This is a genomic window from Xanthomonas floridensis, assembly GCF_001642575.1.
In the GTDB taxonomy this organism is placed as follows: domain Bacteria; phylum Pseudomonadota; class Gammaproteobacteria; order Xanthomonadales; family Xanthomonadaceae; genus Xanthomonas; species Xanthomonas floridensis.
Map to the genome: position 1 here is coordinate 22390 of NZ_LXNG01000012.1, position 24284 is coordinate 46673.

Sequence of the window (24284 nt, forward strand, 5' to 3'; positions counted from 1 at the left end):
TGTTGACGATTCCTTATTCCCGATTCCCCATTCCCGCATGCGGAACGTGCCAATGAACGCCACCTTGCGCATCCTCGCCTGGTTGCTGGCGCTGGCATTGGTCGCGCTGCCGGTGGTGGCCGTGCTCAATGGCTGGGTCGGTGCCGAGCGCTGGCCGTTGGCGAAGTTGCGGGTGTCCGGCGATTTCAAGCGGGTGCCGGCCGAAGAGTTGCGCGCGGTGGTGTTGCCATATGCGCGCGCAGGATTTTTTGCGGTGAAGCTGCAGCAGGCGCAGGACGCCATCGCGCGCCTGCCGTGGGTGGAGAGCGCGCAGGTGCGCAAGCGCTGGCCGGATGTGCTGGAAGTGCACGTGACCGAGCACAAGCCGTTCGCGCGCTGGGGCACCGATCGCATGCTGTCCGAACAGGGCCGCTTGTTCCGCACCCCACCGTTGCTCAAGGATTTCAAGTTGCCCCAGCTCGGTGGCCCGGACGCCAAGACCCAGGACGTGGTGGCGCTGTACAACGAATCGCGTGCGCTGTTCGCGCCGACCGGGCTGGATGTGGAGCGCCTGGAAATGGACGCGCGCGGCAGCTGGTCGCTGGGCCTGAGCAACGGCGTGCAGATCGTGATCGGCCGCGACGATGCGCGCGCGCGCCTGCAGCGCTTCGCCCGCGTGCTACCGCAACTGGCCGACCCGCAACGCCCGATCGCCCGCGCCGACCTGCGCTACACCAACGGCTTTACCGTTGAAAGGCGAATGGAGAATGGGGAATCGGGAATGGAGAAGAAGCCCAAGCAGGCATCGCCCGCTGCGCCTCACGCTCTTGTTCTCAATTCTCCCCGCATTCGTGCACCGCTGTTGACCATTCCCCATTCCCCATTCGCTATTCCCGGCTTTAAGACATGAATCGCAAAGGCGACAAATCCCTCATCGTTGGACTGGACATCGGCACCTCCAAGGTCGTTGCGCTGGTCGGCGAATACTCGCCCGGCAATCCGATCGAAGTGATCGGTATCGGTTCGCATGAGTCGCGCGGTCTCAAGCGCGGCGTGGTGGTGGACATCGAGTCCACCGTGCAGTCGATCCAGCGTGCGGTGGAAGAGGCCGAGCTGATGGCCGGCTGCGAAATCCGCTCGGTGTATGCCTCGATCTCCGGCAACCACGTGCAGTGCAAGAACTCGCCCGGCATCGTGCCGATCCGCGACGGCGAAGTGACCTGGAGCGATCTGGAGCGCGTGCTCGACGCGGCCAAGGCCGTGGCCATTCCGGCCGACCAACGCATCCTGCATGCGATCCCGCGCGAGTACGTGCTGGACGATTCGCAGGAAGGCATCCGCAACCCGGTCGGCATGACCGGCGTGCGCCTGGAGGTGCATGCGCACCTGGTGGTGTGCGCGCAGTCGGCCGCCGCCAATATCACCAAGTGCGTGCAGAAGTGCGGCCTGCAGGTGGACGATCTGGTGCTGTCGTCGCTGGCCTCCAGCGTGGCGGTCCTGACCGCCGACGAACGCGAGCTGGGCGTGGTGCTGGTGGATATCGGCGCCGGCACCACCGATCTGGCGGTGTACGTGCAGGGCGCGATCTGCCACACCGCCTCGCTGCCGATCGCCGGCGACCACGTCACCAACGACATCGCGCACATGCTGCGCACGCCCACGCCGGAAGCCGAGCAGATCAAGGTGCGTTACGCCTGCGCACTGGCGCAGCTGGCCACCGCCGAAGAAAGCATCCAGGTGCCGTCGGTGGGTGACCGCCCGCCGCGCCGCATGCCGCGCCACGCGCTCGCGCAGGCGGTTCAGGGCCGTTACGAAGAAATTTTTGAAATGGTGCAGGCCGAACTGCGCCGTTCGGGCTTTGAAGAAATGGTGCGCGCCGGCATGGTGCTCACCGGCGGCGCCTCGAAGATGGAAGGCGTGGTGGAACTGGCCGAAGAAATGCTGCAGATGCCGGTGCGCGTGGGCATCCCGCAGCACGTCACCGGCCTGGGTGAGGTCGTCGGCAACCCGGTGCACGCCTCCGGCGTGGGCCTGTTGCTGATGGGCAGCCAGATCGAACACCCACGCCGCCCGTCGATCCCGACCGGCCGTGCGGGCAGCTTGTTCAAGAAATTGAAGAATTGGTATCGCGGCGAATTTTGAATCGGGAATCGGGAATCGGGAATCGGTTGAAGCAAAGGCAAAGCGGTTGCAGCAGGATTGAGTGGAGAGCGGTGAGAGCGGGCAGGGCGTAGTTTTTTTGTGGTTCCGCTGAGGAAATAGTGGTTGGAGCGAAGGTGTTTCGCTGTTGCGATTCTCCATTCCCAACTTCCCATTCCCGGCATTCAAACAACAACATTCGCCGACATGCGGGTGTTGGGCTGGCGAACGGAGCAATCCGATTCCCCATTCCCGATTCCCCATTCACGGCATCTAAAGAGGACACTGACATGGCACATTTTGAACTGATCGAAAAGATGGCTCCCAACGCGGTCATCAAGGTCGTGGGCGTGGGCGGCGGCGGCGGTAACGCGGTTGCACACATGGTCAACACCAACGTCGATGGCGTGGAATTCATCACCGCCAACACCGACTCGCAGGCGATCAAGAACTGCGGCGCCAAGCTGCAGCTGCAGCTGGGCACCAACGTCACCAAGGGCCTGGGCGCAGGCGCCAACCCGGAAGTCGGCCGTCAGGCCGCACTGGAAGACCGCGAGCGCATCATGGACGCGCTGCAAGGTGCGGACATGGTGTTCATCACCGCCGGCATGGGCGGCGGCACCGGCACCGGCGCAGCCCCCGTGGTTGCGCAGCTGGCCAAGGAAATGGGCATCCTGACCGTGGCCGTGGTCACCAAGCCGTTTCCGTTCGAAGGCCGTCGCCGCATGCAGGTCGCGCTGAAGGGCATCGAGGAACTGAGCCAGCATTGCGACTCGCTGATCACCATCCCCAATGAAAAGCTGATCACCGTGCTGGGCCGCAACGCCACCATGATCCAGGCGTTCCGCGCTGCCAACGACGTGCTGCAGGGCGCGGTGCAGGGCATCGCCGACCTGATCGTGCGTCCGGGCCTGATCAACGTCGACTTCGCCGACGTACGTACCGTGATGTCGGAAATGGGCCTGGCCATGATGGGCACCGGTTCGGCACGCGGCGACGATCGCGCGCAGGCCGCTGCCGAAGCCGCCATCCAGAACCCGTTGCTGGACGACGTCAACCTGGCCGGTGCCAACGGCATCCTGGTCAACATCACCGCCGGCCCGGACTTCACCATGTCCGAGTTCGACGAGATCGGCCGCACCATCGAAGCGTTCGCCTCGGAAGACGCCACCGTGGTCGTCGGCACCGTGCTCGACCCGGACATGCAGGACGAAGTGCGCGTGACCGTGGTGGCCACCGGCCTGAACCGTGCGGTTGCCCGCCAGACCCAGCGTCCGGACCAGCGCGCGCCGATCAAGCTGGTGCGCAACGCCACCACCGGCCAGCCGGAATTCGGCGACTTCGACACCAGCAGCGGCGACGCGGTGTCCAAGGCCGTCGGCGGCAGCATGGGCCTGGGCCTGCGTCGTCCGAGCAGCGACTCGGTCGGCAGCAGCGCTGGCAACCACACCAGCGGCGGTTCTTCGGCGCCGGCAGCCGATCTGCCCAACGACTACCTGGATATCCCGGCGTTCCTGCGCCGCCAGGCCGACTGACGGGCGCCGGCTGCGTTGCCACGGTGGCGCAGCCCGTCCAGCCCGGCGATCGCGTCGGGTCCGCTATGCCATGTCCTTTCTGCCGGATCGGTCACGATCCGGCAGCTTTTGCAGTGGCGTGACCGCTGAGTTACACCTCTCGTCACGCGTAACTTGTTAAAATTCGGCTAACCTCACCGAATTAGACAGCCTGTTCAGCGTCTGTCTGCATTGTTCCCCCAGACTTCGTCCTATGACCCAGCAACGCACTCTCAAGAACACCATTCGCGCCACCGGCGTCGGCCTGCACAGTGGCGACAAGGTGTACATGACGCTGCGACCGGCCCCGGTCGATCACGGTGTGGTGTTCCGGCGCGTGGACCTGGAGCCAGTGGTCGAAGTGCCCGCCGATGCCGAGCTGGTCACCGAGACCACGCTGTGCACCGGCCTGACCTGTAACGGCGCCAAGATCCAGACTGTCGAGCACCTGATGTCGGCCCTGGCCGGATTGGGTGTGGACAACGTCATCGTCGAACTGTCCTCGGCCGAGTTGCCGATCATGGACGGCTCGTCCGGCCCATTCGTGTTCCTGCTGCAGTCGGCAGGGATCGTCGAACAGAACAAGGCCAAGCGCTTCATCCGCATTAAGCGGCCGGTGGAAGTGCGCGAGGGCGACAAGATCGCGCGCTTCGAGCCGTACGAGGGCTACAAGCTCGGTTTCACCATCGAATTCAATCACCCGATGATCCCGGCCAAGCAGTCGCGCCAGGAAATCGAGTTCTCCACCTCGGCATACGTCAAGGAAATCTCCCGCGCGCGTACCTTCGGTTTCATGCGCGATCTGGAGTACATGCGCGAGCGCAACCTGGGCCTGGGCGGCTCGATGGACAATGCCATCGTGCTGGACGAGTTCCGCGTGCTCAACGAGGACGGCCTGCGCTATACCAACGAATTCGTCCGCCACAAGATTCTGGACGCCATCGGCGACCTCTACCTGGCTGGCGGCGCCATCCTGGGCGCCTACGAAGGCTTCAAATCCGGGCATGCGCTCAACAACAAGCTGGTGCGTGCGTTGCTGGCGGACCAGAGCGCCTGGGAATGGGTCAGCTTCGCCGAGGGCGCCGAGCCGCCGCCGGTCACCTACGCCAGCCCTGTCTACGCCTGAGCCGTCGACGGGCCGGCGGCCCGCCGCGCTGGTGGGTCCTGCTGATCTGTCATTTCCCGCCGATCTGCCAGGGCGGCTTCAACCGATTGATCGGCGTTATCCCGCCGCCCGCTACCGGATCCTTCGTCGCAGCATGCGACCGCCCTGTGTCAGGGAATGCCGCAATCGGCGGCAGAAGTGTGAACTTCATCAGGTTCCGGGTCGGTTCTTAACTTTTATTTAAGACTTCTCTAACTCCTGCATGGCGCATGCCCGCTAGGATGCCTCGGGTCGAGAGCGGTCTTCGCGCTCTTTTCACGCGGTGACCGCCGTCACGTAACACAGCAAGCGCCCTACCGTTTGGTCGGTGGGACGTCCTGCAGGGAGGCAAGCGCATCGCGCAGGCCCTTGTGCGTGGCCTCGGAGACCGGCCGTGGACGGTCGCGGTTTTGCTGCGTTGGGGAATGCGGCGAAACGCTTGCAGTCTTGACGGCCACTGCGGTGGCCTTCAGCCCGATGGACCGGGCGGCATCGAGGATGTGGGTCTCGGCAAGCCGCACCTTGGCATGCCAGATCGGTGAATCAACCAGAAAAACGAGCTGTTCGCCTCGGACATTGGCCAACCGGCAACGGGTCGCCAGATGGGGCGGTAACAGGGGGCGCAACTGCCGGTCCAGCGCATCGAGCCACAAGGCTCGACGCAAGGGGTCGCCAGCCTTTTCACCCAGCGCGGCCTCGATGGCCGGCTGTGGGGCGGAAGGGTTGCGTGCGTTGGACTTGGGCTTGGACATGACACTCATATGGCGTTGAAAAAAGTTGTAATCAAATCTCGGCAGACCCGGGCCCAGCGTGTGGCCCAGCAGTTCCAGGGCTTTGCAGCAGATCGGCCGATGGTGGTGCTTGGGGCCGTGCTTGGCCTGGGCATGCTGATCGGCGTCGGTGCAAGCACCGCCACCGGCATGGTGACCAATTCCGCGCTGCAGGCCAAGGTCGCGCAGCAGCAGACCGAGCTTGCGCAGGCGCAGCGTGCGTCGCAGGCGCAGGTCAATGCCCTGGCTGCCCGGCTGGGTGAGCTGCAGGCACAGGCTACCCGCCTTAATGCCTTGGGCGAGCGCCTGACCGAAATGGGCAAGTTGAAGGACGGTGAGTTCGACTTCGACGCGCCGGTTGGCGTCGGTGGCGGCGATGAGCCGGTCAGTGACATGCCGGTCGAATCGCTCAAGCAGAGCCTTGGGCAGGTGGAGCAGCAGTTTTCCGCCTCCGGGCAGCAGCTGAATGTGCTGGCCTCGCTGATGTTCGATCACCAGCTCGAGCAGAATTCGGTGCCGTCGCGGATGCCGATCCGCAATACCTACATCACCTCCGGCTTCGGTGGTCGTGCCGACCCGTTCGATGGTGGCTCGGCCTTCCACAAGGGCGTGGACTTCCATGCCAACGTGGGCGACCCGGTGCTGTCGGTGGCCGATGGCGTGGTCAGCTACGCCGGTGTGCGTGGTGGCTACGGCAACGTGGTCGAAGTGGACCACGGCAACGGTTATGTCACCCGCTACGCGCACAACTCGCGGCTGGTGGTGAAGGTGGGCGATCTGGTACGTGCCGGGCAGCAGGTGGCCAGGGCCGGCTCCAGTGGCCGCTCCACCGGTGCGCACGTGCACTTCGAGGTGTGGGCGGACGGGCACGTGGTCAATCCACGCAAGTTCCTGGGCGACACCAATACCCCGGTGGGCCGGCGCGGGCGCGGCTGATGCGGCAATGGAGCGGATGAGGCACCGCAATGGCGGTGCTTGATTCGTGAGGGCTCGCCCCAAGCTACAATAGGGTGTTGCCATCGACAGGGCGCAGTGCGCCCTGTTTCGTTTACGGCGGTCGGGTCTGTGGGGACCGGCGTCGGTCAAACCGTTCCTTTTCAACCGGTTTCTTCAATGATCAACAGTCTGCTTACCCGTGTCTTTGGCAGTCGTAACGAACGCCAGCTGCGCCAGCTCACCCGCCTCGTCACCCAGATCAATGCGCTGGAGCCGACGATCGAGAAGCTCTCCGACGCCGAGCTGCAAGCCAAGACCCCGGAGTTCAAGCAGCGGCTTGCCGCCGGCGAGTCCCTGGACAAGATCCTGCCTGAAGCCTTTGCCGTGTGCCGCGAGGCCAGCCGCCGCGTGCTGGGCATGCGGCATTACGACGTGCAGTTGATCGGCGGCATGGTGCTGCACCTGGGCAAGATCGCCGAAATGCGTACCGGCGAAGGCAAGACCCTGGTGGCCACGCTGCCGGTGTACCTCAACGCATTGCAGGGCGAAGGCGTGCACGTGGTCACCGTGAACGACTACCTGGCGCGCCGCGACTCGGCGCAGATGGGCAAGTTGTACAACTGGCTGGGCCTGAGCGTGGGCGTTGTGTATCCGGGCATGCCGCACAGCGACAAGCATGCTGCCTACGCGGCCGATATCACCTACGGCACCAATAACGAGTTTGGCTTCGACTACCTGCGCGACAACATGGCGCTGTCGCGGGCCGACCGTTACCAGCGCAATCTGCATTACGCCATCGTCGACGAAGTGGACTCGATCCTGATCGACGAAGCGCGCACCCCGCTGATCATCTCCGGCCCGGCCGACGAATCGCCGGAGCTGTACATCCGCGTCAACCGCATCGTGCCGCAGCTGACCAAGCAGGAAAGCGAAGAGGGCGATGGCGACTTCTGGGTCGACGAGAAAGGCAAGCAGGTGCATCTGTCGGAGGCGGGCATGGGCCACGCCGAAGAACTGCTGATGCAGGCCGGCATCCTGGAAAACGCCGAAGACGGCCTGTACGCCGCGCAGAACCTGAGCGTGGTGCATCACCTCAATGCCGCGCTGCGTGCGCATGCGATCTACCAGCGCGACGTGGACTACATCGTGCGCGATGGCGAAGTGGTGATCGTGGACGAATTCACCGGCCGCACCCTGACCGGGCGCCGCTGGTCCGACGGCCTGCACCAGGCGGTCGAAGCGAAGGAAGGCGTGCCGGTCCAGCGCGAGAACCAGACCCTGGCCAGCATCACCTTCCAGAACCTGTTCCGCATGTACAAGAAGCTGTCCGGCATGACCGGTACGGCCGACACCGAAGCCTACGAGTTCCAGAGCATCTACGGCCTGGAAGTGGTAGTGATCCCGACCAACCGCCCGACTGTGCGCAAGGACCATCCGGACCAGGTGTTCCTCAACCGCAAGGGCAAGTTCAATGCGGTGCTGGCCGACATCGAAGACTGCGCCAAGCGTGGCCAGCCGGTGCTGGTGGGTACCACCTCGATCGAAACCTCGGAAATGCTGTCCGAGCATCTGCGCAAGGCCGGGGTGAAGCACGAAGTGCTCAATGCCAAGCAGCACGAGCGCGAAGCTACCATCGTGGCCAATGCCGGCCAGCCGGGTGCGGTGACCATCGCCACCAATATGGCCGGTCGCGGTACCGACATCGTGCTGGGCGGTTCGCTCGAATCGGAGTACCACGCGCTGGGCGAGGATGCGACCGAGGATGCGCGCTTCAAGATCAAGACCGAGTGGCAGCGTCGCCATGACGCGGTCAAGGCGGCCGGCGGCCTGCACATCATCGGTACCGAGCGCCACGAATCGCGGCGTATCGACAACCAGTTGCGCGGCCGCGCCGGTCGTCAGGGTGACCCGGGTTCCTCGCGCTTCTATCTGTCGCTGGAAGACAACCTGATGCGCATCTTCGCCTCGGACTGGGTCCAGAAGGCGATGCGCATGATGGGCATGAAGGAAGACGACGTCATCGAAGATCGCCTGGTCAGCCGGCAGATCGAGAAGGCGCAGCGCAAGGTGGAAGCGCACAACTTCGACATCCGCAAGAACCTGCTGGACTTCGACGACGTCAACAACGACCAGCGCAAGGTGATCTATGCCCAGCGCGACGAGTTGCTGGATGCCGAATCGGTCAAGGACAACGTCGACGGTATCCGCGGCGATGTGATCTACGACCTGGTCGCGCGCTTCGTGCCGCCCAATTCGGTGGATGAGCAGTGGGACCTGCAGGGCCTGGAAGCCACGCTGGAATCGGAGCTTGGCATGCCGCTGGCGCTGCGCGAGATGGCGCGCACGCAGGAGGAGCTGGACGCCGAGCAGATTGCCGCCAAGGTGCAGGCCGCGGTGGATGCGCACTTTGCCGAGAAGGAAGCGGCGGTGGGCAACGACACCATGCGTGCGCTGGAAAAGCACGTGATGCTGACCGTACTGGACCAGGGCTGGAAGGAGCACCTGGCCAAGATGGATTACCTGCGTCAGGGCATCTACCTGCGCGGTTACGCGCAGAAGCAGCCCAAGCAGGAATACAAGAAGGAAGCCTTCGAGCTGTTCTCCGAGATGCTGGAGAACGTCAAGCGCGAGGTGATCAACCTGCTGGCGCGCGTGCGCATCCGCAGCGAGGAAGAAGTGGCCGAACTGGAAGAGCAGGAACGCCGCCAGGCCGAAGCCCGCCTGATGGCCTCGCAATTCCAGCACCAGGATGCAGGCGGTTACGGCGCCGACGAGGAAGTGGAACAGATGCAGGGCGGCAACGCACCGGTGCCGGTGTCGCAGGTTACCCGCGACGAACCCAAGGTCGGTCGTAACGATCCGTGCCCGTGCGGCAGCGGCAAGAAGTACAAGCACTGCCACGGTCAGCTCAGCTGATGCTGAGCTGACCGTGGGGCTGCCCGCAACGCGGGCGGCCCACCCAGCGTCCGCGCAGCGGACGCTGGGTGCACGGGTCCTTGCTTCCGATCCCCCGCGCCTTCGGCGCGCCCCCCTCGCCAAGGGGGGCTTTGCATTGGGAGGGTCTCTTCGGAGCAGCTGCTCGGACGTGGAATAGCGGCCGCTGGGTGCAATGACTCCAGTCGAGCTCGCGTACTTTTTGCCGGCCTCCCGGCAACCGCGTGGCCTGTATCGTTGTCAGGCAGTGTCTGCAAACCACCGCATTGGCGCTAGCAGCGCTCGACCAGCTCGACGGGCCCTGTCTCGGTAAGACTGGGCCCCGCACCCTGCACCACACGCTTGCCTGTCGCGCGTGGGCGCCGACTGTGCCCGCGCACCCGGGCTTCCCCGCCTGCGCCACTGCGGGGCGTATGCTCGATCCACGTCCCGCGTGGAGTGCGTCATGTCGCAGCTGTCGAGCCAGCAACTGAAGGTGTTCGTGCCTGCGCGCGACTATGCGCTGTCGCAGCAGTTCTACCGTGCGCTGGGATTCGTGCAGGAAGACGAGGTCGGTAATGTGACCTGCTTTCGGCACGGTGCGCACTGTGCGTTCCTGCTGCAGGATTTCTATGTGCGCGAGCTGGCCGAAAACCTGATGCTGCATCTGTGGGTGGACGATGCCGACGCCTGGTGGCAACACATGCATGACATGGGACTGGACGAACAATTCGGCGTGAATTTCAGCGCGCCGGAAGACCGGCCCTGGGGCGCACGCGATTTCACCTTGCACGATCCCAGCGGGGTGCTTTGGCGCATCGGGCATCCGTTGTAGGCATGAATCGGGAATCGGGAATGGGGAATTGCAAAGGCGGGCATGGTGCGTGCTTCAACCGATTCCCGATTCTCCATTCCCCGCCCTCAAGCGATTGCGCTGGACCGCTGACTCGCGGCACTCTTATTGCATGCCCGACTCCCTCAGATCCATTCACGTCGTTGCCGGCGTGATCACCGACCCCCGCGGCCGCATCCTGCTGACCCGCCGTACCGAAACCCGCGACATGCCCGGCCTTTGGGAGTTCCCTGGTGGCAAGCGCGAGCCTGGCGAAACCTCCGAACAGGCGCTGGTGCGCGAGCTCAATGAAGAACTCGGCATCGAGGCCCAGGTCGGCGAGTGGGTCATGGATGTGCCGCAGCTGTATCCGGACAAACGCCTGCGGCTGGAAGTGCGGCACATCACGAGCTGGAAAGGCAGCCCGCGTGGGCGCGAAGGCCAGGCGATGACCTGGGTGGCGGCCGACAAGCTGGCGCGCTATTCGATGCCGCCGGCGGATGTGCCGGTGGTGGGCGTGCTGCGCCAGCCCGACCGCTACCTGATCACGCCCGAGCCCGACGACGAGGCGCACTGGCTGGACAGCCTGGAGCGTGCGTTGCAGGCGGGCGTGACGCGCCTGCAGTTGCGTGCACGGCAGTGCGAGCCGGCCCGTTGGCAGGCCCTGCTGCAGAAGGTGATGCACCTGCGTGGCCGCCAACGCGCGCAGTTGCTGCTCAATTGTGATATCGCCCTGGCCACCGAGCTGGGCATCGGCGTGCACCTGGGCGCCGAGCAACTGGCCGGCCTGCAGGAGCGCCCGCTGCCGGCCGAGCACCTGGTGGCCGCGTCCTGTCACGGGGTGGAAGACCTGCGCCATGCCCAGCGGATCGGCTGCGATTTCGCCGTGCTGGGGCCGGTGCAGGCCACCGCGTCGCATCCGGGCGCCACGCCGCTGGGGTGGGACGGCTTCGAGCGCCTGCGCGAGCAGGTATCGCTGCCGATCTACGCGCTTGGCGGCATGGGTGTCGACGATCTCCGCAAGGCGCGTTCGCACGGGGCGCAGGGCATCGCGGCGATTCGTGGCCTGTGGCCGGCCTGACGGCGACGCTTGAAGCTGCGGTGTTGCCTCCGGCGATGCGACCGACAGCCGGATTTGCGGATCGTGCTGGGGCTCGGCGGTCGGCGATGCGTCGGAAAGACGCTTTGCGCTCGCTCAGCGTTGCCGGTGCGATCTGCTGCTGTTGACGCAATGAGGAGAGCGCCGGCACAACCTGGTCGGCAGGCACGTCGCGTATCGCCCGATGCAGCTAGAACGTCACCCAGAAACAGTTGTACTGCCGGCGCAGCCGCAACACGCTGCGCGCGGGTGTGCCGCTAGCCAGATTCTGTTCCAGGCGCAGGCCCCAGGGGCGTGGGCGCGTGGGAGCCGGTAGCGGTGCGTCGATCGGGCTGCCATCCAGCGAGGGCGTTGCTGCTTCGCCGCCGTCCCAGGTGGGCGTGTCGGTCTGCGGGTACATCGGCACGATGTCGAGCAGCGGGCGTTGCACGATGGCTTCCAGCCGGCTCAGCACCTGATTCGCAGCGGCATCGGATTGGCCGCTCCACAGGTAAAGGCTGGACAGGCGATTGACGTCGCGGCTGTCCACCGCCAGTTGCAGCAGCGACACCAGTTCGCTCAGCCGACGGGGGCAGCCATAACGATACAGACCGGTATTGCCCTGGCTGCGCACCACCGGTGGCGCGCGGGTGGCGGCGCCTACGTCTTCGCAGCGGCGGTCGGTGAACATGGTCTGCCCATCCGGCGTCACGCAGCGGCGGATCTCCTGCGCCTGCACGCGCAGGGTGGGGCATAGGCACAGCAGCAAGGCGAGCACGGGCAAGAGGAGGCGAGGCATCGGCGCAGCGTAGCCGGGCACGCGTGAGCTGGCGAGGAAGATGCGGGCTGTGCGCGCGGTTCTGGCATTCGCGCCCCCGATGGTTGGGCAGGGGCGGGTGTTGCCGGCCGCGTTCAACGTCCGAGCAGCTGCAGCACCTGCGTGGTCGGCTTGGCCAGATTGAGGGTGTAGAAGTGCAGTGCCGGTGCGCCGCCGGCGATCAGGCGCTCGCACAGGCTGGCCACCACTTCCGCACCGAAGGCCCGCACCGCATCGGCATCGTCGCCGTAGGCCTGCATCTTCCTGCCGATCCAGCGCGGGATTTCTGCGCCGCATTGCTCGGAAAAACGCCGTAGCTGCGAGAAATTGGAGATCGGCATGATGCCGGGAACGATCGGCACCTCCACGCCCAGGCGCTCCACGGCATCGCGAAAATGGAAGTAGGCGTCGGCGTTGTAGAAATACTGGGTGATCGCCGCATCCGCGCCGGCATCGACCTTGGCCTTGAAATAGCGCAGGTCGCTGAGTGCATCCGTCGCCTGTGGGTGGGTCTCCGGATAGGCGCCGACTTCGATGCGGAAGGCGTCGCCGTGTTCGGCGCGGATGAAGGCGATCAGATCAGAGGCATAACGCAGGTCGCCGGGGTGGCCCATGCCCGAGGGCAGGTCGCCGCGCAGCGCCACGATGCGGGTGCAGCCGATGGCGCGATACAGCTTGAGCAACTCGCGGATCTCCTCGCGGCTGCCGCCGACACAGGACAGATGCGGCGCCGCTTCGAAGCCATGCTTCTGCTTGAGATGGCGCACGGTTTCGGAGGTGTAGCTGAGCGTGGAGCCGCCGGCGCCGAAGGTGCACGACACGTATTCCGGCGCATAGCCCTTCAACTTGGCTGCAGTGCGGTCCAGCTGCGCGCGCTGGTCGTCTGTCTTCGGGGGGTAGAACTCGAAACTGAGATGCGTCATCGCGGCGGGTCCGGCAGAGCGTGTCGGCATAATATCGCTCCATCGCGATGAATGCATATTTGGTTGCGAGTGTCCCGATCGATTGCGGGCGATGCCAGCGCGCAGTGACGACCGCATGGCCGGGGCTGCTTGTATACGCCGGCCGCGCGGCGGCGTGCGCGTCAAGCTCGGCACCCCGCGCCACGTGATCGGAGCGCGACATGCAAGAGCAGCAAATGGAGGTCTTCTCCGAATCGTTGGGCCGCATCCGGCTTGCGTTGGCGCATGGTGTCGGCGACCTGGCGCTCGCCTTGGCCTAGAGCGTGTTGTGTACCTTGAGGTGAGTGCGAAGCGTCCTGTGGCGCGTCGAGACAGGCTGTGCAGCGGCAGTGGCGTCGCGCGCCCTACGCCGGGCATTGACATCTGCCTGCCTACACTGGGCGCCCCTTTGATGGAGCGCCCTGATGTCCGATACCACGATGACCGCCATCGCCATCCGCGATGGCAAGGGCGATGCCGACGCGCTGTATGTCACCGAGCAACCGCGCCCGCGGCCGGCGCCCGGGCAGGTGCTGATTCGCGTGCATGCGGCGGGCATCAATCGCCCGGATCTGCTGCAGCGCGCCGGGCATTATCCGCCGCCGCCGGGTGCGCCGGAAACGCTGGGTCTGGAAGTGGCCGGCGAGATCGTGGAGCCGGCCGGTCGCTGGAAGGTGGGCGACCGGGTCTGCGCATTACTTGGCGGTGGCGGCTACGCGCACTATGCCGCGGTCGATGCGCGGCATGTGCTGCCGATTCCCGCCGGCATGGATCTGGTGCATGCGGCCGCATTGCCGGAAACCCTCTTCACTGCCTATACCAATCTGTTCGAGCATGGCCGCTTGGCGGCCGGTGAGTGGCTGCTGCTGCATGGGGCAACGTCCGGGATCGGAGTCACCGCGATCCAGATGGCCAAGGCGGCCGGTGCGCATGTATTGGCCACTGCGCGCTCGGCCGGCAAGGCGGCGCAGGCGCGCGAGCTGGGCGCCGATGTGGCGATCGATTCCACCAGCGAGTCGTTCGTGGACGTGGCCAAGGCGCATGGCGGCGTGGACGTGGCGCTCGACATGGTGGGTGCGGCGGTCTTTGCCGATACGCTGGAAGCGCTCAACCCGCGCGGGCGCATCGTCTATATCGCTTCGCAGGCCGGTTCGACCATCGAGGTGCCGATCCCGCAGCTGATGCGCAAGCAGGCCATCCTGACCGGATCGACGCTGCGTCCGCGTACTGCCGACGAGAAGGCCCGCCTCGCTGCGGAAGTCGAGCGCGTGGTGTGGCCCTGGATCGAACAAGGCAGGATTCGCGTGCTGATCGACAAGCGCTTTCCGCTGGGTGAGGCGGCTGCGGCGCATCGCTATCTGGAGCAGGGCAGCCATCTGGGCAAGGTGGTGCTGGAGATGTGAGCCTCCGGTCCCGCTACCCGTCGTTCGAGTGCAGGGCGGGTAGCCGGCGACGCTGCGGGCCGGGGGAACGATAGCGCTGCGTCATTGCCGCCTGCCGAACAGCCGTCGGTGTTGTGCTTGTGGCGCCCGCATGGCCGGCCTGGTGGCGTTGGCGCTCGCTTGCCCGCCCGCCATCGCGACTGCCCGCGTTCAAGGTGTGCACAGACGTCGTTCGAGAGCTCCACCAGGCGTCCTCGCTCAACGCCGAACAACTTCGCATGGCGCGGAGTGAATGGTCATACCTGCTCGTAACAATCCGCAGCCGATGTATTCATTCTCGACAGCGAAGGAATCGAACGATGCGGAAGTCCCTGGGTATGGCATTGCTGGCATCCACCATGACCGTGTGCGGCGTGGGCACCGCGTACGCGGCGACGTCGGATCTGCCGGCCTCCGGCCAGTGGCCGGCGGTCAGCGCCAGCGCCAGCGCGCCGATGGCGCCGGAGCGCGTCCTGCAGATCAGTCTCGTGCTCAGGCCGCGGATGGACGCAGCCGCGCAGCACGCAGCGATCGAGCGCTGGTTGATGCGCGATGCGGCCGACCCGCTGCTGCGTGGCGCGCTGGACCACACCGCTGCGGCTGCTGCCAGCGACATTGCACAGATCAAGGACTACCTGCGCAAGCACGGCATCAGCGATGTGCAGGTCGTATCCGATGGTCGCGTGTTGCAGGCCACTGCAACGGCGGCCGCGCTGCAGTCGGCGTTCGCGGTGACGCTGCGCACGGGCACTATCGACGGGCGTGCGGTGTACTTCAATCAGGATGCGATCGTTCTTCCTGACGCCTTGCGCCCACTCGTGCAAGGCGTGGTGGGGCTGGATAACCGCAGCACTGCCCGATTGACCCACCGCTCGACCGTCCCCGCCGATGCGCGAGTCGCTGTCGATCGGGGACTGAGTACAAGTGCCGCCCTTGCGCGCAGTAGCGGCGCCTCGGAAGTGGTGCGGCATAGCGTGGAAGAGCTGGGCAGCGTCTATGACGCGAACGCGCTGGCACCTGCCAGCGGCGTTGTGGGTGCCATTATCGCCGCTGGCAATCTGGAACAGACGCTGTCGCGTCTGCAGCATTTCCAGACGCTGCACGGCCTGCATACGCCGGTCACGGTGGTGACGGTGGGCGACCCGGCAGCGCCGGGTTTCCGCTCCACGGCAGATAGCAAGAACAACGAAACCGAGTGGGACATGGACACGCAACTGCTGGTCGGCAGTGCCGGCGGACTGCGGCAGTTGATCATCTACAACATCCCGGACTTTTCCTGGAAGAGCATGACCGATGGCCTGGCGCGTGCGGCCGACGACAACCTTGCGCGTGTGGTCAGCATGTCGATCTACGCACCGGAAGCCGAAGTGAACGACACGATCTTCCAGGCCATCGATGCCAGCGTTTCCAAGGCGGTCAGGCAGGGGCAGAACATCCTGATCTGCAGCGGCGACGACGGGATCTATCAACCCTTGAGCGCGCGTGCGACTGCGCCGTATTACGACAGCCTGCTGGGTCATCAGGACCAACGCCAGGTCGCGTTTCCCGCGTCGGACCCGTATGCAATCGCGGTCGGTGCGACTGAGCTGCAGACCAGGACCGGAAGTGCCGGCACCTATGCGGCCGAGCGCGTCTGGAATACCGGCGTGGGCCGCCAGATCAGCCAGGGCGGCCTGAGCCGGGGTGCCGACGCGCCGCAGTGGCAGAAGGCCGCGATCCCCGCACAGGTAAGTTCCGGACGCCGCGCCGTGCCGGATGTCAGTTTCAACGGTGCTTTTTCCAGCAGCGCAGAGGTCCTGTTGACCGATGCGCAAGGCCGCCAATTCCGTGGGTACGTCTGGGGCACCAGCGCCGCCACGCCGACCTTCGCAGGCTATGTCGCGCGGTTACTGCAGTCGCACCCGAACCTGGGTTTCATCGGTCCGCAGCTCTATCGCTATGCAAGCCAGCGCGGCACTGCGCAGCGCAAGCATGATGTGCTGGCAGGGACCAATGGCCTGTACGGCGATGGCTATGTGGCCGCTAGCGGCTGGGATTTCGCATCGGGTTGGGGCAGCGTGGATATTGCCGATTTCGACCGCTTCCTGGCCCACGCCTCACCCTGATCCTGGGCATCGCCATGGCGTGCGGCGCCGGCATGATCGGTGCCGCACAGGCGACTGCCGGCGATCACATCGTCGTGTCGACCACCGCTTCGATGTGGTGGCCGTCGGGGTCGATGACGAATGCGGCGTAATACGCATCGCCATAGTCGGGTCGCAAACCGGGCGCGCCGTTGCTGCGACCGCCGTGCCGCAGTGCGGCCAGATGGAAGGCGTCCACTGCTGCAGCAGTGCTGGCTGCGAATGCGAGATGGAATCCGCGGCCCGGTGCGCACTGCGTCGCCTGTTGTTGTTTCAGCGCCAGGCAGTCTTCGCCACCGGGGTGGCCGTAGCCGACGGCCTGATCGAGCGTGCCCGGGTCCAGGTCCGACCACACCCGCACATAGCCGAGTGCGCCAAGCACGGCGTCGTAAAACGCGGCCGAGGCCGCGATGTTGCCAACGCCAATGGAGATGTGATGCAGCATCGATGCAGTCCTGCGACGAGGGGCACCCGCGTGCCGGCCGACGATCCTGGGCCGTGCGCAGACCGTGCGTCAATCGTTGCCGTGGCCGCGGCCCATCAAGACGCGTCTCGCAATCGGCACGGCGGCCCGTGTCGCAGCTGCCGGCAGGCATTGCAGCTGCGCAGCGCTGACGGAACCGCTGCATGGCGCCCGTGCAGGTATAGCAAAACAAGCAGGAGCGATGTCTCGCAGCGGGCCATGGCCTGACCGTACACTGCGCCGTCGCAGGTGTGTGGTCGCAGGTCTGGCTACACGTTGCGTCGGCACGACGCCTTCGCCGCAGGCAGCGCAACGCGGCGGGCACGCCCCTCCTCACCAGCACGAAGGTTTCGATGAAGCATCCAGACGCATTGCGTATTGCCCTTGTCGGTATCGGCAAGATCGCCCGCGACCAGCACGTGCCGACCATCGCCGCGCGTGCCGACGTGCAGTTGGTGGCCACGGTGAGCCGGCATGGCACGGTCGACGGCGTCCCGGCGTATCACACCCTGGACGAAGCGTTCGCGGCGCATCCGGAGCTTGAAGCCGTGTCGCTGTGCACGCCACCGGTGGGGCGGCATGCATTGGCGCAGGCGGCGTTGAACGCTGGTCGGCATGTCTTTCTGGAAAAGCCGCCGGCCGCCACGCTTGCCGAGATCGACGACCTGCGCAAGGTGGCGCAGCACGCGCAGCGCAGCCTGTTCACCAGTTGGCATTCGCGTTGCGCGGCCGGCGTGGAACCCGCGCGCGCATGGTTGGCCGACAAGCAGGTCGTGCGTGCGCATATCACCTGGAAGGAAGACATCCGCCACTGGCATCCGGGGCAGGACTGGATTCTCGAACCCGGCGGCATGGGCGTATTCGATCCCGGCATCAATGCATTGTCCATCGCCACCCATCTGCTGCCGCGCAGCTTCGCACTGCACCAGGCCGAGCTGCACACACCGCAAAACCGCCAGGCACCGCTGTACGCCAGGCTTGCGTTTGTCGATACCGCCGGCGTGCCGGTGACGGCCGAATTCGACTTCCTGCAGACCGGCCATCAGCGCTGGGATATCGAAGTGGAAACCACCCAGGGCGTGCTCACGCTCAGCGAAGGCGGAGCCAAGCTGCATATCGACGGGCAGGCGCAGGCCGTGCCCGCATCCAGCGAATACGATGGCCTGTACCGGCGGTTTGTACAGCTGGTGCGTGCCGGCGAATCGGAGGTGGATGTCGCTCCGTTCGTGCATGTGGCCGATGCGTTTCTGCTCGGGGCACGCACGGTCACCGCACCGTTTGCCTGGTAATCGACGGCGCCGTCCCGGCAGTGGTGATGACGAACAACACCGGCCATCGGTCGGTGTGGTCTTGCCGCAATCGCATGTCTGCACGGTTGCCGCGGCACCATGGCGTCACACGTCTGTCGGCAGCCTCGCTGCCGCCGGTGCCGATCAACGGCTTTCCATTGCCACGTCGTCGCGCTCGATGTTTTCGGCATTGCGCACATCCGCCCCCGGGATCGGGGAGCTCGCCGGCCTGCGCAACGCGGGGGTGATCTGCGCGCGGAAACGCCTGACCACCCACGTCTCATCGAGCAGGGCAAACGCAAAGAAGCCCAGCAAGGTGCCGGCGACCAGTGTGGGCGCATGCGTAAACGTGCCCGGCAACAACAGACTGAGCCACAGGAAGATGTTGGGCGAGGTCTGCAGCAGGTGGATGTCCGCCGCAATGCCGGCATCGATACGCTTGCCGGTCACGCTCTGGTGTGCGCGTAAGTACACGGCACTGCCCACGCGGCAAGCCAGCAGAAGCGTAAACGGCAGCAGCAGCGCTCCCCAGGCCTGCCAACCGCCCTGCGTCAACGCGTGGACGAGCGCGCTTCCTTCGGTGCGTAGCCCGACCAGCAAGGCCATCGGCACCATCGTCAATGCGCCCACCCAGCCCCAGTTGGTGGCGAGCTTGCCGGCTGCGATCGGGCGCGCCCGGCGCCATCCCTGTGCGGCCAGCGAGGACAGCGCCAGGGCGAGCAGCAGCACCACGAAGAACCGCTCCAGCGCATGCGCATTGCCCAGCAGCGCGCGGTGATCCACAAACAACGCCAGCAGGAGCAGCGGCAATAGCACCGACAAGACGAGCGTGTAGCGCGCTGCGAAGAAATAATCGCCGCCGCGCGCCAGCGAGAAGGTCGGCACCGACAATGCCGGCGGCACGATCAGTAACAGGCCGATCACGTGGATCCATTCGTTGTGGAACTGTGTGAGCAGCAGCATGGCGCAGAACGCACGTGCCACGCTGATCACGCACAGCGCAATGTTTTCCGGCCCCTGGGTCAGGCGCAAGGCACCGGCCTCGATGCGTACCGACAGGAAGAACGCATTGACTGCCAGCAATACGACGATGGCCGTTGTGCTGGCAATATGCGGCGCACGCACGCCCGCGCACGACAGCGCGAAGCCGCCTACCGCGGCGATCAACATCCATTGCAGGAGATGGATTTCGGTCTGCTCGCCCAGATAGTTCATGCGCGAGGAACTGCGCGCAGTCATCTGCCTGAGCTCGTCCCACGACAGCGGCCGGGAATTGGGTAGCCGAAAGTCGATGTAGTCGGCAGGTGGCAGGCCGGAGGCGATCAGCGCAAATACCTCGACGATGTATTTGTGCGCCACCACCAGTACCTGCTTGCCTTGCCGGTCCAACGGCGCGAGCACGGTGTCGTAGTAATGCTTGCAGCGGGCGTACATGTCCATCCAGTGTTCGCCATCGGGTGGTGCGCCGTCGGCATCGTGGAAGCAGGCGTCGTAGAGACGGTGGCCGATCGACTTCTTGATCAAGGTCTTGTTCTTGCCGGCGAAGATGCCGAAATCGCGTTCCACCAATGCAGCGCTGGAGATCACCTGCGGTGGTGCGGTGACGCCTTCCAGGATGATGCTTGCGGTTGCCTGCGCGCGTTCGAGTGTGGAAACGTGGACCTGATCGAAGTGCAGCCCGCGTTGGCGGACGTAGTCGGCTGCCTGACGCGCCTGGCGCCGGCCCAGCGGAGTGAGTGGCGAATTCTGCGCGCCTGCAAAATAGTTCTGTTCGTTTGCGAGCGACTCGCCATGACGGACGAAGTACAAAGGCATCGGCTGGGCTCCGGTAATGCACCACTGGTCGGTGAGACCGATCGCGTTGCAACACGAGCTGCCGACATGGCGCCTGCGCAGCTGTCAGGCGAGCGCTGATGGATGCGGGATGGGCCGCGTCTCCGTCGGTGCCTCGCCGCATCATCCCGCTGGACGGTTGCGCGCGACGTTGGGTCGGTCATTGCTCATGCGGCGATGCCATCGGCTCGCGGTCAACCGGCTGCACGCCAGGCAGATGGATCAGCATGCATCCGGTTGCCAGTAGGTCCGGCGAACCGGGCATTTCGTTGCGACGCGCGCGCTGTTTCTATCGATCGATTCATCCGCTGGCCAAGAATGTGTCGATCGCACCCGGCTGCATCATGTCCGCGTGATCGCATGCGCACAGCGTCGTTGCGTCAGGTACAGCGATCGCGCCGCCCGCACACGCACAACGCCTGCGCACGCGATATGCGGCGCAGGCGTTGACTGATGCGGTCAACAAGCGTGGCGATCACGCCATCGGCGTGTTGGCGGCGCGCATGCGAGATCCGGGCACTGCCTGGTGTAAAGGTGCGATTTACATTACCTGATCATGCAGGCAGCGCCGATGTGTACATGGCTGCGCTCCGGATCAGCGTCGCCACATCCGCGTGCCACGTGCCGGCAGGGTGAAGGTGTAGGAGCTGCTGGCGATGCGCACCACGTTGCCCGAGCCCAGCGCGTCCACGTAGTCTGCATTCCAGTACAGCACGCTGTTGTTCATGCCCACCGTGCTGGTGACCGGATTGCCGCATTTGTTGATGCCGACGATGCCCAGGCTGCCGCGGCGGAACAGGATATGGCAGGAACTGGACGACAGCACCTGCATGTCGGTGCCCTGCACGCCGTTGTGGAAGCCGATCATGCGACGCAGATCGTCGCGTTGGTAAGCATTGACCCAGCGGTTGTCGCCACTTTCGTTGTTGTCGGTGTAGATCATCGGCATGCCGCCATTGCGTCCGATCAAATACGCATACGCCAGGGTTTCATCGACCGGGTCGAGAATGGCGTAGCGGAAGCCGGCATTGTTGGGGATGTCGTGGGTGACGGCGAAGGTCACCGCGCGATTGCCCGGCAGTGCCTGTCCGGACGCGGCCGGGTCCACCAGCTGCTGCAGGCTGGCACCGATGGCGAACGCATTGCGCACCGCGTTGAACAGCGGGAAGTCGTAGGCCGCATGCGGGGTGGACTGCAGGTATGGCGCCAGGAATTGGTCGTAATCGCCATTGCCGGTACCGCCGCCGGTGATGACTTCGCCGAACACGTATACGCCGGAGCGGATGCCTGCATCGAACACGCGGTTGAGGTGGTCGAAGGTCATGTGCTTGGCCGCGTCCACGCGGAAGCCGGTCACGCCCATGCCCTTGAGCGCCTGCAGGTACGCGCGCTGTTGTTGCACCACCCAATCATTGCCGACCAGATCGGGCAGGCCCGGGTCGCTGCCACCGCCGCAGATGCGGTAATTGCGGACCTGGAAGGCGTCGTTGTAGTTGGTGATGCACTGGCCCGGGCCGAAATCGCTGGCACTGAGGAAGTTCGACTGCAAGGTGCCGAACAGACGCAGCGAATCGTACCTGCCCGGGTTGGCGGCGTATTGTGCCAGCACGGCGCTGCCGGGATAGTTGAGGTCCGAGCGCGTGGCCGCTTCGTTGGCCATGTGGTTGAACACGATGTCGGCGTAGGTCTCCACACCGTTGTTGGCCAGCGCCTGCACCATGCGCCTGAACGCGATGGTGTCGCCGAGTGGATTGTCGATCAGTCGGATGTCCTGCGGCTGGTAGCGCGCCCACCAGGCGCTGCCTTCGGAGCGGTACGCCGGCGCAACCAGCACCTTGCGATACCCGGCATCGGCGATCTGCTTGGCGCGTGCTTCCACGGTGGCATACGGCCAGTTGAACGCGTGCAGGATGACATCTGCCTGTACGTTGGCTGTCACCAGCAGCAATGCCAGCGCCGTGAGCAATGCGCGGGCGCCGCGCTGCAGGACTGAGGGGGGAGCGTGTGCAAGTGTGGTGCGCATCGGGTGGTTCTCCAGTGGTAGGCGCAGGCTGGCGTGTGCATCACGCTGCCCGCAGCAAGGCCTCCGGCCCCTGTTCCGGAAAGCGCGCGCACGGCGTGCAGCGCGCGGTGATGCTAAGCGCCCATCGCGGCGCAGCATCGGTGTTGTGCATACGTATTCAATGCGACGCGCTGCTGAAATGCGCGCGGCTCGGCGGCAATAGCGCGGCCGCTCGCACACTGCGATGGGCAGTGCGGGCGTCGGTGGCTGCGTTGGCCGGTCTTTCAGCGGTGGCCGCGTGCGAACAGATGGCGCGTGGAGATCGCCGATGCAGCTGGCATGCGCCGGTAGCATCGTGTGGCAGCGCAGGCCCCTGCGAAAGCAGGCGTGATCCACACGATGCCAGGCTCACATCCGGCCGATAACAACCGGCGCGTGGCCGAAGGCTTACGCGGTGAAACCGACGTGCGGGGTATTGCCCGTGGCATGCGCCGCCGCACAGGTCGCCGGCGCAGCCTTGGCTGCACCGGCAATGGCCGAGTGCTCAGCGATAGACGTGGCGGAGCTCATTGCTTGCGTGCAGGGACTGCAGTTTGGACAGCGGTACCTCGACGTGATCGTCGGTGTAATACGCCGGCTGCCTGGCACTACTGCCGCCCGCATCGCGCTCGGCACCTTTCCACTTGTCGTAGCCCTTGCTCGGCAGCGCCAGGGTAATGGTCTGCCCGTTGACGCTATCGACCCGCACCACGCCGTACGCATGTCCTTCATACGCGCCGGGTGCCACTGTCTGCAGATCGACGGTGTATCGGTCGCCCTGTGCCGGCTGGGCCAGCAAGGCGTCGTCGCGCTTGGATGTCTGCGAGTCGCTATAGACACCAAACGCAACCACGGCCGCGATCAGGCCCAGCAGCACCAGTCCACCAAAACGGCGATACGCCGGGATGGGAGGCTTGCCGCGCGATTGTTCGAACGTCTTGGTATCCAGCGGAGCGGCCTGGTTGCAGCCGTCGCAGACGCGCAGGTACTGCTTCTTGGTTACCCAGCTGAAGACGTACCACAGGTGCGCATAGCGGTACTGCAGCACATGCCGGAAGCTGCGCTGCTGCGCGCATTGGTTGCAATGTGCGCTGTCTGCTGCGCCGAGCGCGATCGCGTCGCCGCCTGATCCCCAGATGATCATCCTTCGTCCTTGAGTGGTTGTGAGCGCCGCATGATAGTGGGTGTTCAGGCATTTGGGCAGGATCCTGGCCGGCTTGACGACGAACGGCGTGCGCTTGCGGCTGGTTGCCCGGCGGTGCCGGCCCGGCGCGCTAAACTAGCGGCCAGTTCATTGCCGATCCTTTCCATGCGTAATCCATTGCAAGAACAACTGCTCAAGGCTGGGCTGGTCAAGAAGGCCCAGGTGGACAAGGTGGCGCGTGAGCAGGTCAAGCAGCGCCATGCCAAGGGCGGGGCGGCTGTGCCGGCGGACACCGACAAGGTGGATGCGGCGCGTTTGCAGGCCGAGCGCGCCGAGCGTGATCGGGCGCTGGCCGAAGAGCGCAATGCGCAGTTGCGCAAGCAGGAAGTGCTGGCCCAGGTGCGGCAGATTGTGGAGACCAGCAAGATCAAGCGCGAAGGCGAGATCGACTACCGTTTCAACGATGGCAGCGTCATTCGCAGCGTACTGGTCAATCCCACCTTGCGCAGCCAGCTGGCCAGTGGAGCTCTGGTGATCGTGCGGCATGGCGAAGGTTTCGAGCTCATTCCACGCGCTGCGGCCGAGAAGGTCTACAGCCGCGACGCGGCAGCCGTGGTGCTCGATCACGGCCGCGGCACGGCGCCGGCCGCCAGCGATGGCGACGACGACTATTACAGCCAGTTCAAGGTGCCGGACGATCTGATCTGGTGAGGCCGTGGTGGCGCTAGCGTAGCCTATCGCTTGATGCCTGCAGCGGTGCATCAACAGCAGCGGTGCGCGCCGTGCATCGCCGCTTGTTCGCCAGCACAGGCCTGCGGGTCAGAGCCGCACGCAGGGGTTACCCTTGACGGCCCAGCCGCTGCCCGCA

Annotated in this window: 19 protein-coding genes; 12 read left to right on the forward strand and 7 right to left on the reverse strand. The window is 65.3% G+C overall.

Annotated elements, in window-relative coordinates; translation table 11 throughout:
• The first annotated feature begins 52 nt into the window (after nucleotides 1-52).
• The 4 genes from A7D17_RS07365 to lpxC all read left to right on the forward strand — a co-directional run bounded on the left by A7D17_RS07365 (nucleotide 53) and on the right by lpxC (nucleotide 4797).
• Nucleotides 53-889: a cell division protein FtsQ/DivIB gene (locus tag A7D17_RS07365; RefSeq protein WP_064508509.1), complete on the forward strand. Its 837-nt coding sequence runs from the start codon at nucleotides 53-55 to the stop codon at nucleotides 887-889.
• On the forward strand, nucleotides 886-2121 hold the full coding sequence (gene ftsA, locus A7D17_RS07370; protein ID WP_003485272.1) for a cell division protein FtsA: 1236 nt from the start codon (nucleotides 886-888) through the stop codon (nucleotides 2119-2121). The genes A7D17_RS07365 and ftsA overlap by 4 nt, the downstream gene beginning before the upstream one ends.
• A gap of 287 nt (nucleotides 2122-2408) precedes the next feature.
• Nucleotides 2409-3653: a cell division protein FtsZ gene (gene ftsZ, locus A7D17_RS07375; protein WP_064508510.1), complete on the forward strand. Its 1245-nt coding sequence runs from the start codon at nucleotides 2409-2411 to the stop codon at nucleotides 3651-3653.
• 232 nt (nucleotides 3654-3885) lie between these two features.
• Nucleotides 3886-4797, forward strand: coding sequence for a UDP-3-O-acyl-N-acetylglucosamine deacetylase (gene lpxC / locus A7D17_RS07380; RefSeq protein ID WP_064508511.1), 912 nt, complete (start codon nucleotides 3886-3888; stop codon nucleotides 4795-4797).
• 332 nt (nucleotides 4798-5129) lie between these two features.
• Here the strand turns inward: lpxC and A7D17_RS07385 are convergent, their stop codons facing one another.
• Nucleotides 5130-5576 (reverse strand): DciA family protein, encoded by a 447-nt coding sequence (locus A7D17_RS07385; protein ID WP_082861805.1) that lies wholly within the window; start codon nucleotides 5574-5576, stop codon nucleotides 5130-5132.
• Between A7D17_RS07385 and A7D17_RS07390 the strand changes: the two genes are divergently transcribed.
• The 4 genes from A7D17_RS07390 (at nucleotide 5577) to A7D17_RS07405 (ending at nucleotide 11347) form a co-directional block, all read left to right on the forward strand.
• Complete coding sequence (locus A7D17_RS07390; protein ID WP_064508512.1) at nucleotides 5577-6521, forward strand: M23 family metallopeptidase; 945 nt, start codon at nucleotides 5577-5579, stop codon at nucleotides 6519-6521. It begins immediately after the preceding gene.
• 177 nt (nucleotides 6522-6698) lie between these two features.
• Nucleotides 6699-9437, forward strand: a complete 2739-nt coding sequence (secA, locus tag A7D17_RS07395) for a preprotein translocase subunit SecA (protein ID WP_064508513.1) — start codon at nucleotides 6699-6701, stop codon at nucleotides 9435-9437.
• Between the two features lie 463 nt (nucleotides 9438-9900).
• Nucleotides 9901-10269 carry a VOC family protein gene (locus tag A7D17_RS07400; RefSeq protein ID WP_064508514.1) on the forward strand — a complete coding sequence of 123 codons (369 nt, stop codon included), beginning with the start codon at nucleotides 9901-9903 and terminating at the stop codon, nucleotides 10267-10269.
• A gap of 130 nt (nucleotides 10270-10399) precedes the next feature.
• On the forward strand, nucleotides 10400-11347 hold the full coding sequence (locus A7D17_RS07405) for a Nudix family hydrolase (RefSeq protein ID WP_064508515.1): 948 nt from the start codon (nucleotides 10400-10402) through the stop codon (nucleotides 11345-11347).
• A 208-nt stretch (nucleotides 11348-11555) separates the two neighbouring features.
• On the opposite strand, the gene A7D17_RS07410 is transcribed toward A7D17_RS07405, so the two are convergent.
• Together A7D17_RS07410 and metF are read right to left on the reverse strand one after the other, a co-directional pair.
• Nucleotides 11556-12185 carry a hypothetical protein gene (locus tag A7D17_RS07410; protein ID WP_064508718.1) on the reverse strand — a complete coding sequence of 210 codons (630 nt, stop codon included), beginning with the start codon at nucleotides 12183-12185 and terminating at the stop codon, nucleotides 11556-11558.
• Nucleotides 12186-12256: 71 nt separating this feature from the next.
• On the reverse strand, nucleotides 12257-13084 hold the full coding sequence (gene metF, locus A7D17_RS07415; protein WP_064508516.1) for a methylenetetrahydrofolate reductase [NAD(P)H]: 828 nt from the start codon (nucleotides 13082-13084) through the stop codon (nucleotides 12257-12259).
• 443 nt (nucleotides 13085-13527) lie between these two features.
• Between metF and A7D17_RS07420 the strand changes: the two genes are divergently transcribed.
• Complete coding sequence (locus A7D17_RS07420) at nucleotides 13528-14505, forward strand: NAD(P)H-quinone oxidoreductase (protein ID WP_064508517.1); 978 nt, start codon at nucleotides 13528-13530, stop codon at nucleotides 14503-14505.
• A 338-nt stretch (nucleotides 14506-14843) separates the two neighbouring features.
• Entirely contained in the window at nucleotides 14844-16628 is a 1785-nt protein-coding gene (locus A7D17_RS07425; RefSeq protein WP_064508518.1) for a S53 family peptidase, read from the forward strand.
• Nucleotides 16629-16692: 64 nt separating this feature from the next.
• On the opposite strand, the gene A7D17_RS07430 is transcribed toward A7D17_RS07425, so the two are convergent.
• A complete protein-coding gene (locus A7D17_RS07430) occupies nucleotides 16693-17091 on the reverse strand; it encodes a VOC family protein (protein ID WP_064508519.1) in 399 nt (132 codons plus the stop codon).
• A gap of 371 nt (nucleotides 17092-17462) precedes the next feature.
• Here A7D17_RS07430 and A7D17_RS07435 point away from each other — a divergent pair, with 371 nt between their 5' ends.
• Entirely contained in the window at nucleotides 17463-18398 is a 936-nt protein-coding gene (locus tag A7D17_RS07435) for a Gfo/Idh/MocA family protein (protein WP_064508520.1), read from the forward strand.
• Between the two features lie 144 nt (nucleotides 18399-18542).
• Here the strand turns inward: A7D17_RS07435 and A7D17_RS24835 are convergent, their stop codons facing one another.
• From A7D17_RS24835 to A7D17_RS07455, 3 genes are all read right to left on the reverse strand, one after another.
• On the reverse strand, nucleotides 18543-20213 hold the full coding sequence (locus A7D17_RS24835; protein WP_239692153.1) for a histidine phosphatase family protein: 1671 nt from the start codon (nucleotides 20211-20213) through the stop codon (nucleotides 18543-18545).
• A gap of 613 nt (nucleotides 20214-20826) precedes the next feature.
• On the reverse strand, nucleotides 20827-22197 hold the full coding sequence (locus tag A7D17_RS07450; protein ID WP_193395328.1) for an alpha-amylase family glycosyl hydrolase: 1371 nt from the start codon (nucleotides 22195-22197) through the stop codon (nucleotides 20827-20829).
• Between the two features lie 580 nt (nucleotides 22198-22777).
• Nucleotides 22778-23416: a hypothetical protein gene (locus tag A7D17_RS07455; RefSeq protein WP_064508522.1), complete on the reverse strand. Its 639-nt coding sequence runs from the start codon at nucleotides 23414-23416 to the stop codon at nucleotides 22778-22780.
• A 165-nt stretch (nucleotides 23417-23581) separates the two neighbouring features.
• Between A7D17_RS07455 and A7D17_RS07460 the strand changes: the two genes are divergently transcribed.
• Nucleotides 23582-24127 (forward strand): DUF2058 domain-containing protein, encoded by a 546-nt coding sequence (locus tag A7D17_RS07460; protein WP_064508523.1) that lies wholly within the window; start codon nucleotides 23582-23584, stop codon nucleotides 24125-24127.
• The last annotated feature ends 157 nt before the right edge of the window (nucleotides 24128-24284 follow it).

What these genes read in the sequence shown, in the direction of transcription:
- A7D17_RS07365 (WP_064508509.1), top strand. Translation starts at nt 53, where the DNA reads ATGAACGCCACCTTGCGCATCCTCGCCTGGTTGCTGGCGCTGGCATTG.
- ftsA (WP_003485272.1), top strand. Translation starts at nt 886, where the DNA reads ATGAATCGCAAAGGCGACAAATCCCTCATCGTTGGACTGGACATCGGC.
- ftsZ (WP_064508510.1), top strand. Translation starts at nt 2,409, where the DNA reads ATGGCACATTTTGAACTGATCGAAAAGATGGCTCCCAACGCGGTCATC.
- lpxC (WP_064508511.1), top strand. Translation starts at nt 3,886, where the DNA reads ATGACCCAGCAACGCACTCTCAAGAACACCATTCGCGCCACCGGCGTC.
- A7D17_RS07385 (WP_082861805.1), bottom strand. Translation starts at nt 5,576, where the DNA reads ATGAGTGTCATGTCCAAGCCCAAGTCCAACGCACGCAACCCTTCCGCC.
- A7D17_RS07390 (WP_064508512.1), top strand. Translation starts at nt 5,577, where the DNA reads ATGGCGTTGAAAAAAGTTGTAATCAAATCTCGGCAGACCCGGGCCCAG.
- secA (WP_064508513.1), top strand. Translation starts at nt 6,699, where the DNA reads ATGATCAACAGTCTGCTTACCCGTGTCTTTGGCAGTCGTAACGAACGC.
- A7D17_RS07400 (WP_064508514.1), top strand. Translation starts at nt 9,901, where the DNA reads ATGTCGCAGCTGTCGAGCCAGCAACTGAAGGTGTTCGTGCCTGCGCGC.
- A7D17_RS07405 (WP_064508515.1), top strand. Translation starts at nt 10,400, where the DNA reads ATGCCCGACTCCCTCAGATCCATTCACGTCGTTGCCGGCGTGATCACC.
- metF (WP_064508516.1), bottom strand. Translation starts at nt 13,084, where the DNA reads ATGACGCATCTCAGTTTCGAGTTCTACCCCCCGAAGACAGACGACCAG.
- A7D17_RS07420 (WP_064508517.1), top strand. Translation starts at nt 13,528, where the DNA reads ATGTCCGATACCACGATGACCGCCATCGCCATCCGCGATGGCAAGGGC.
- A7D17_RS07425 (WP_064508518.1), top strand. Translation starts at nt 14,844, where the DNA reads ATGCGGAAGTCCCTGGGTATGGCATTGCTGGCATCCACCATGACCGTG.
- A7D17_RS07430 (WP_064508519.1), bottom strand. Translation starts at nt 17,091, where the DNA reads ATGCTGCATCACATCTCCATTGGCGTTGGCAACATCGCGGCCTCGGCC.
- A7D17_RS07435 (WP_064508520.1), top strand. Translation starts at nt 17,463, where the DNA reads ATGAAGCATCCAGACGCATTGCGTATTGCCCTTGTCGGTATCGGCAAG.
- A7D17_RS24835 (WP_239692153.1), bottom strand. Translation starts at nt 20,213, where the DNA reads ATGCCTTTGTACTTCGTCCGTCATGGCGAGTCGCTCGCAAACGAACAG.
- A7D17_RS07455 (WP_064508522.1), bottom strand. Translation starts at nt 23,416, where the DNA reads ATGATCATCTGGGGATCAGGCGGCGACGCGATCGCGCTCGGCGCAGCA.
- A7D17_RS07460 (WP_064508523.1), top strand. Translation starts at nt 23,582, where the DNA reads ATGCGTAATCCATTGCAAGAACAACTGCTCAAGGCTGGGCTGGTCAAG.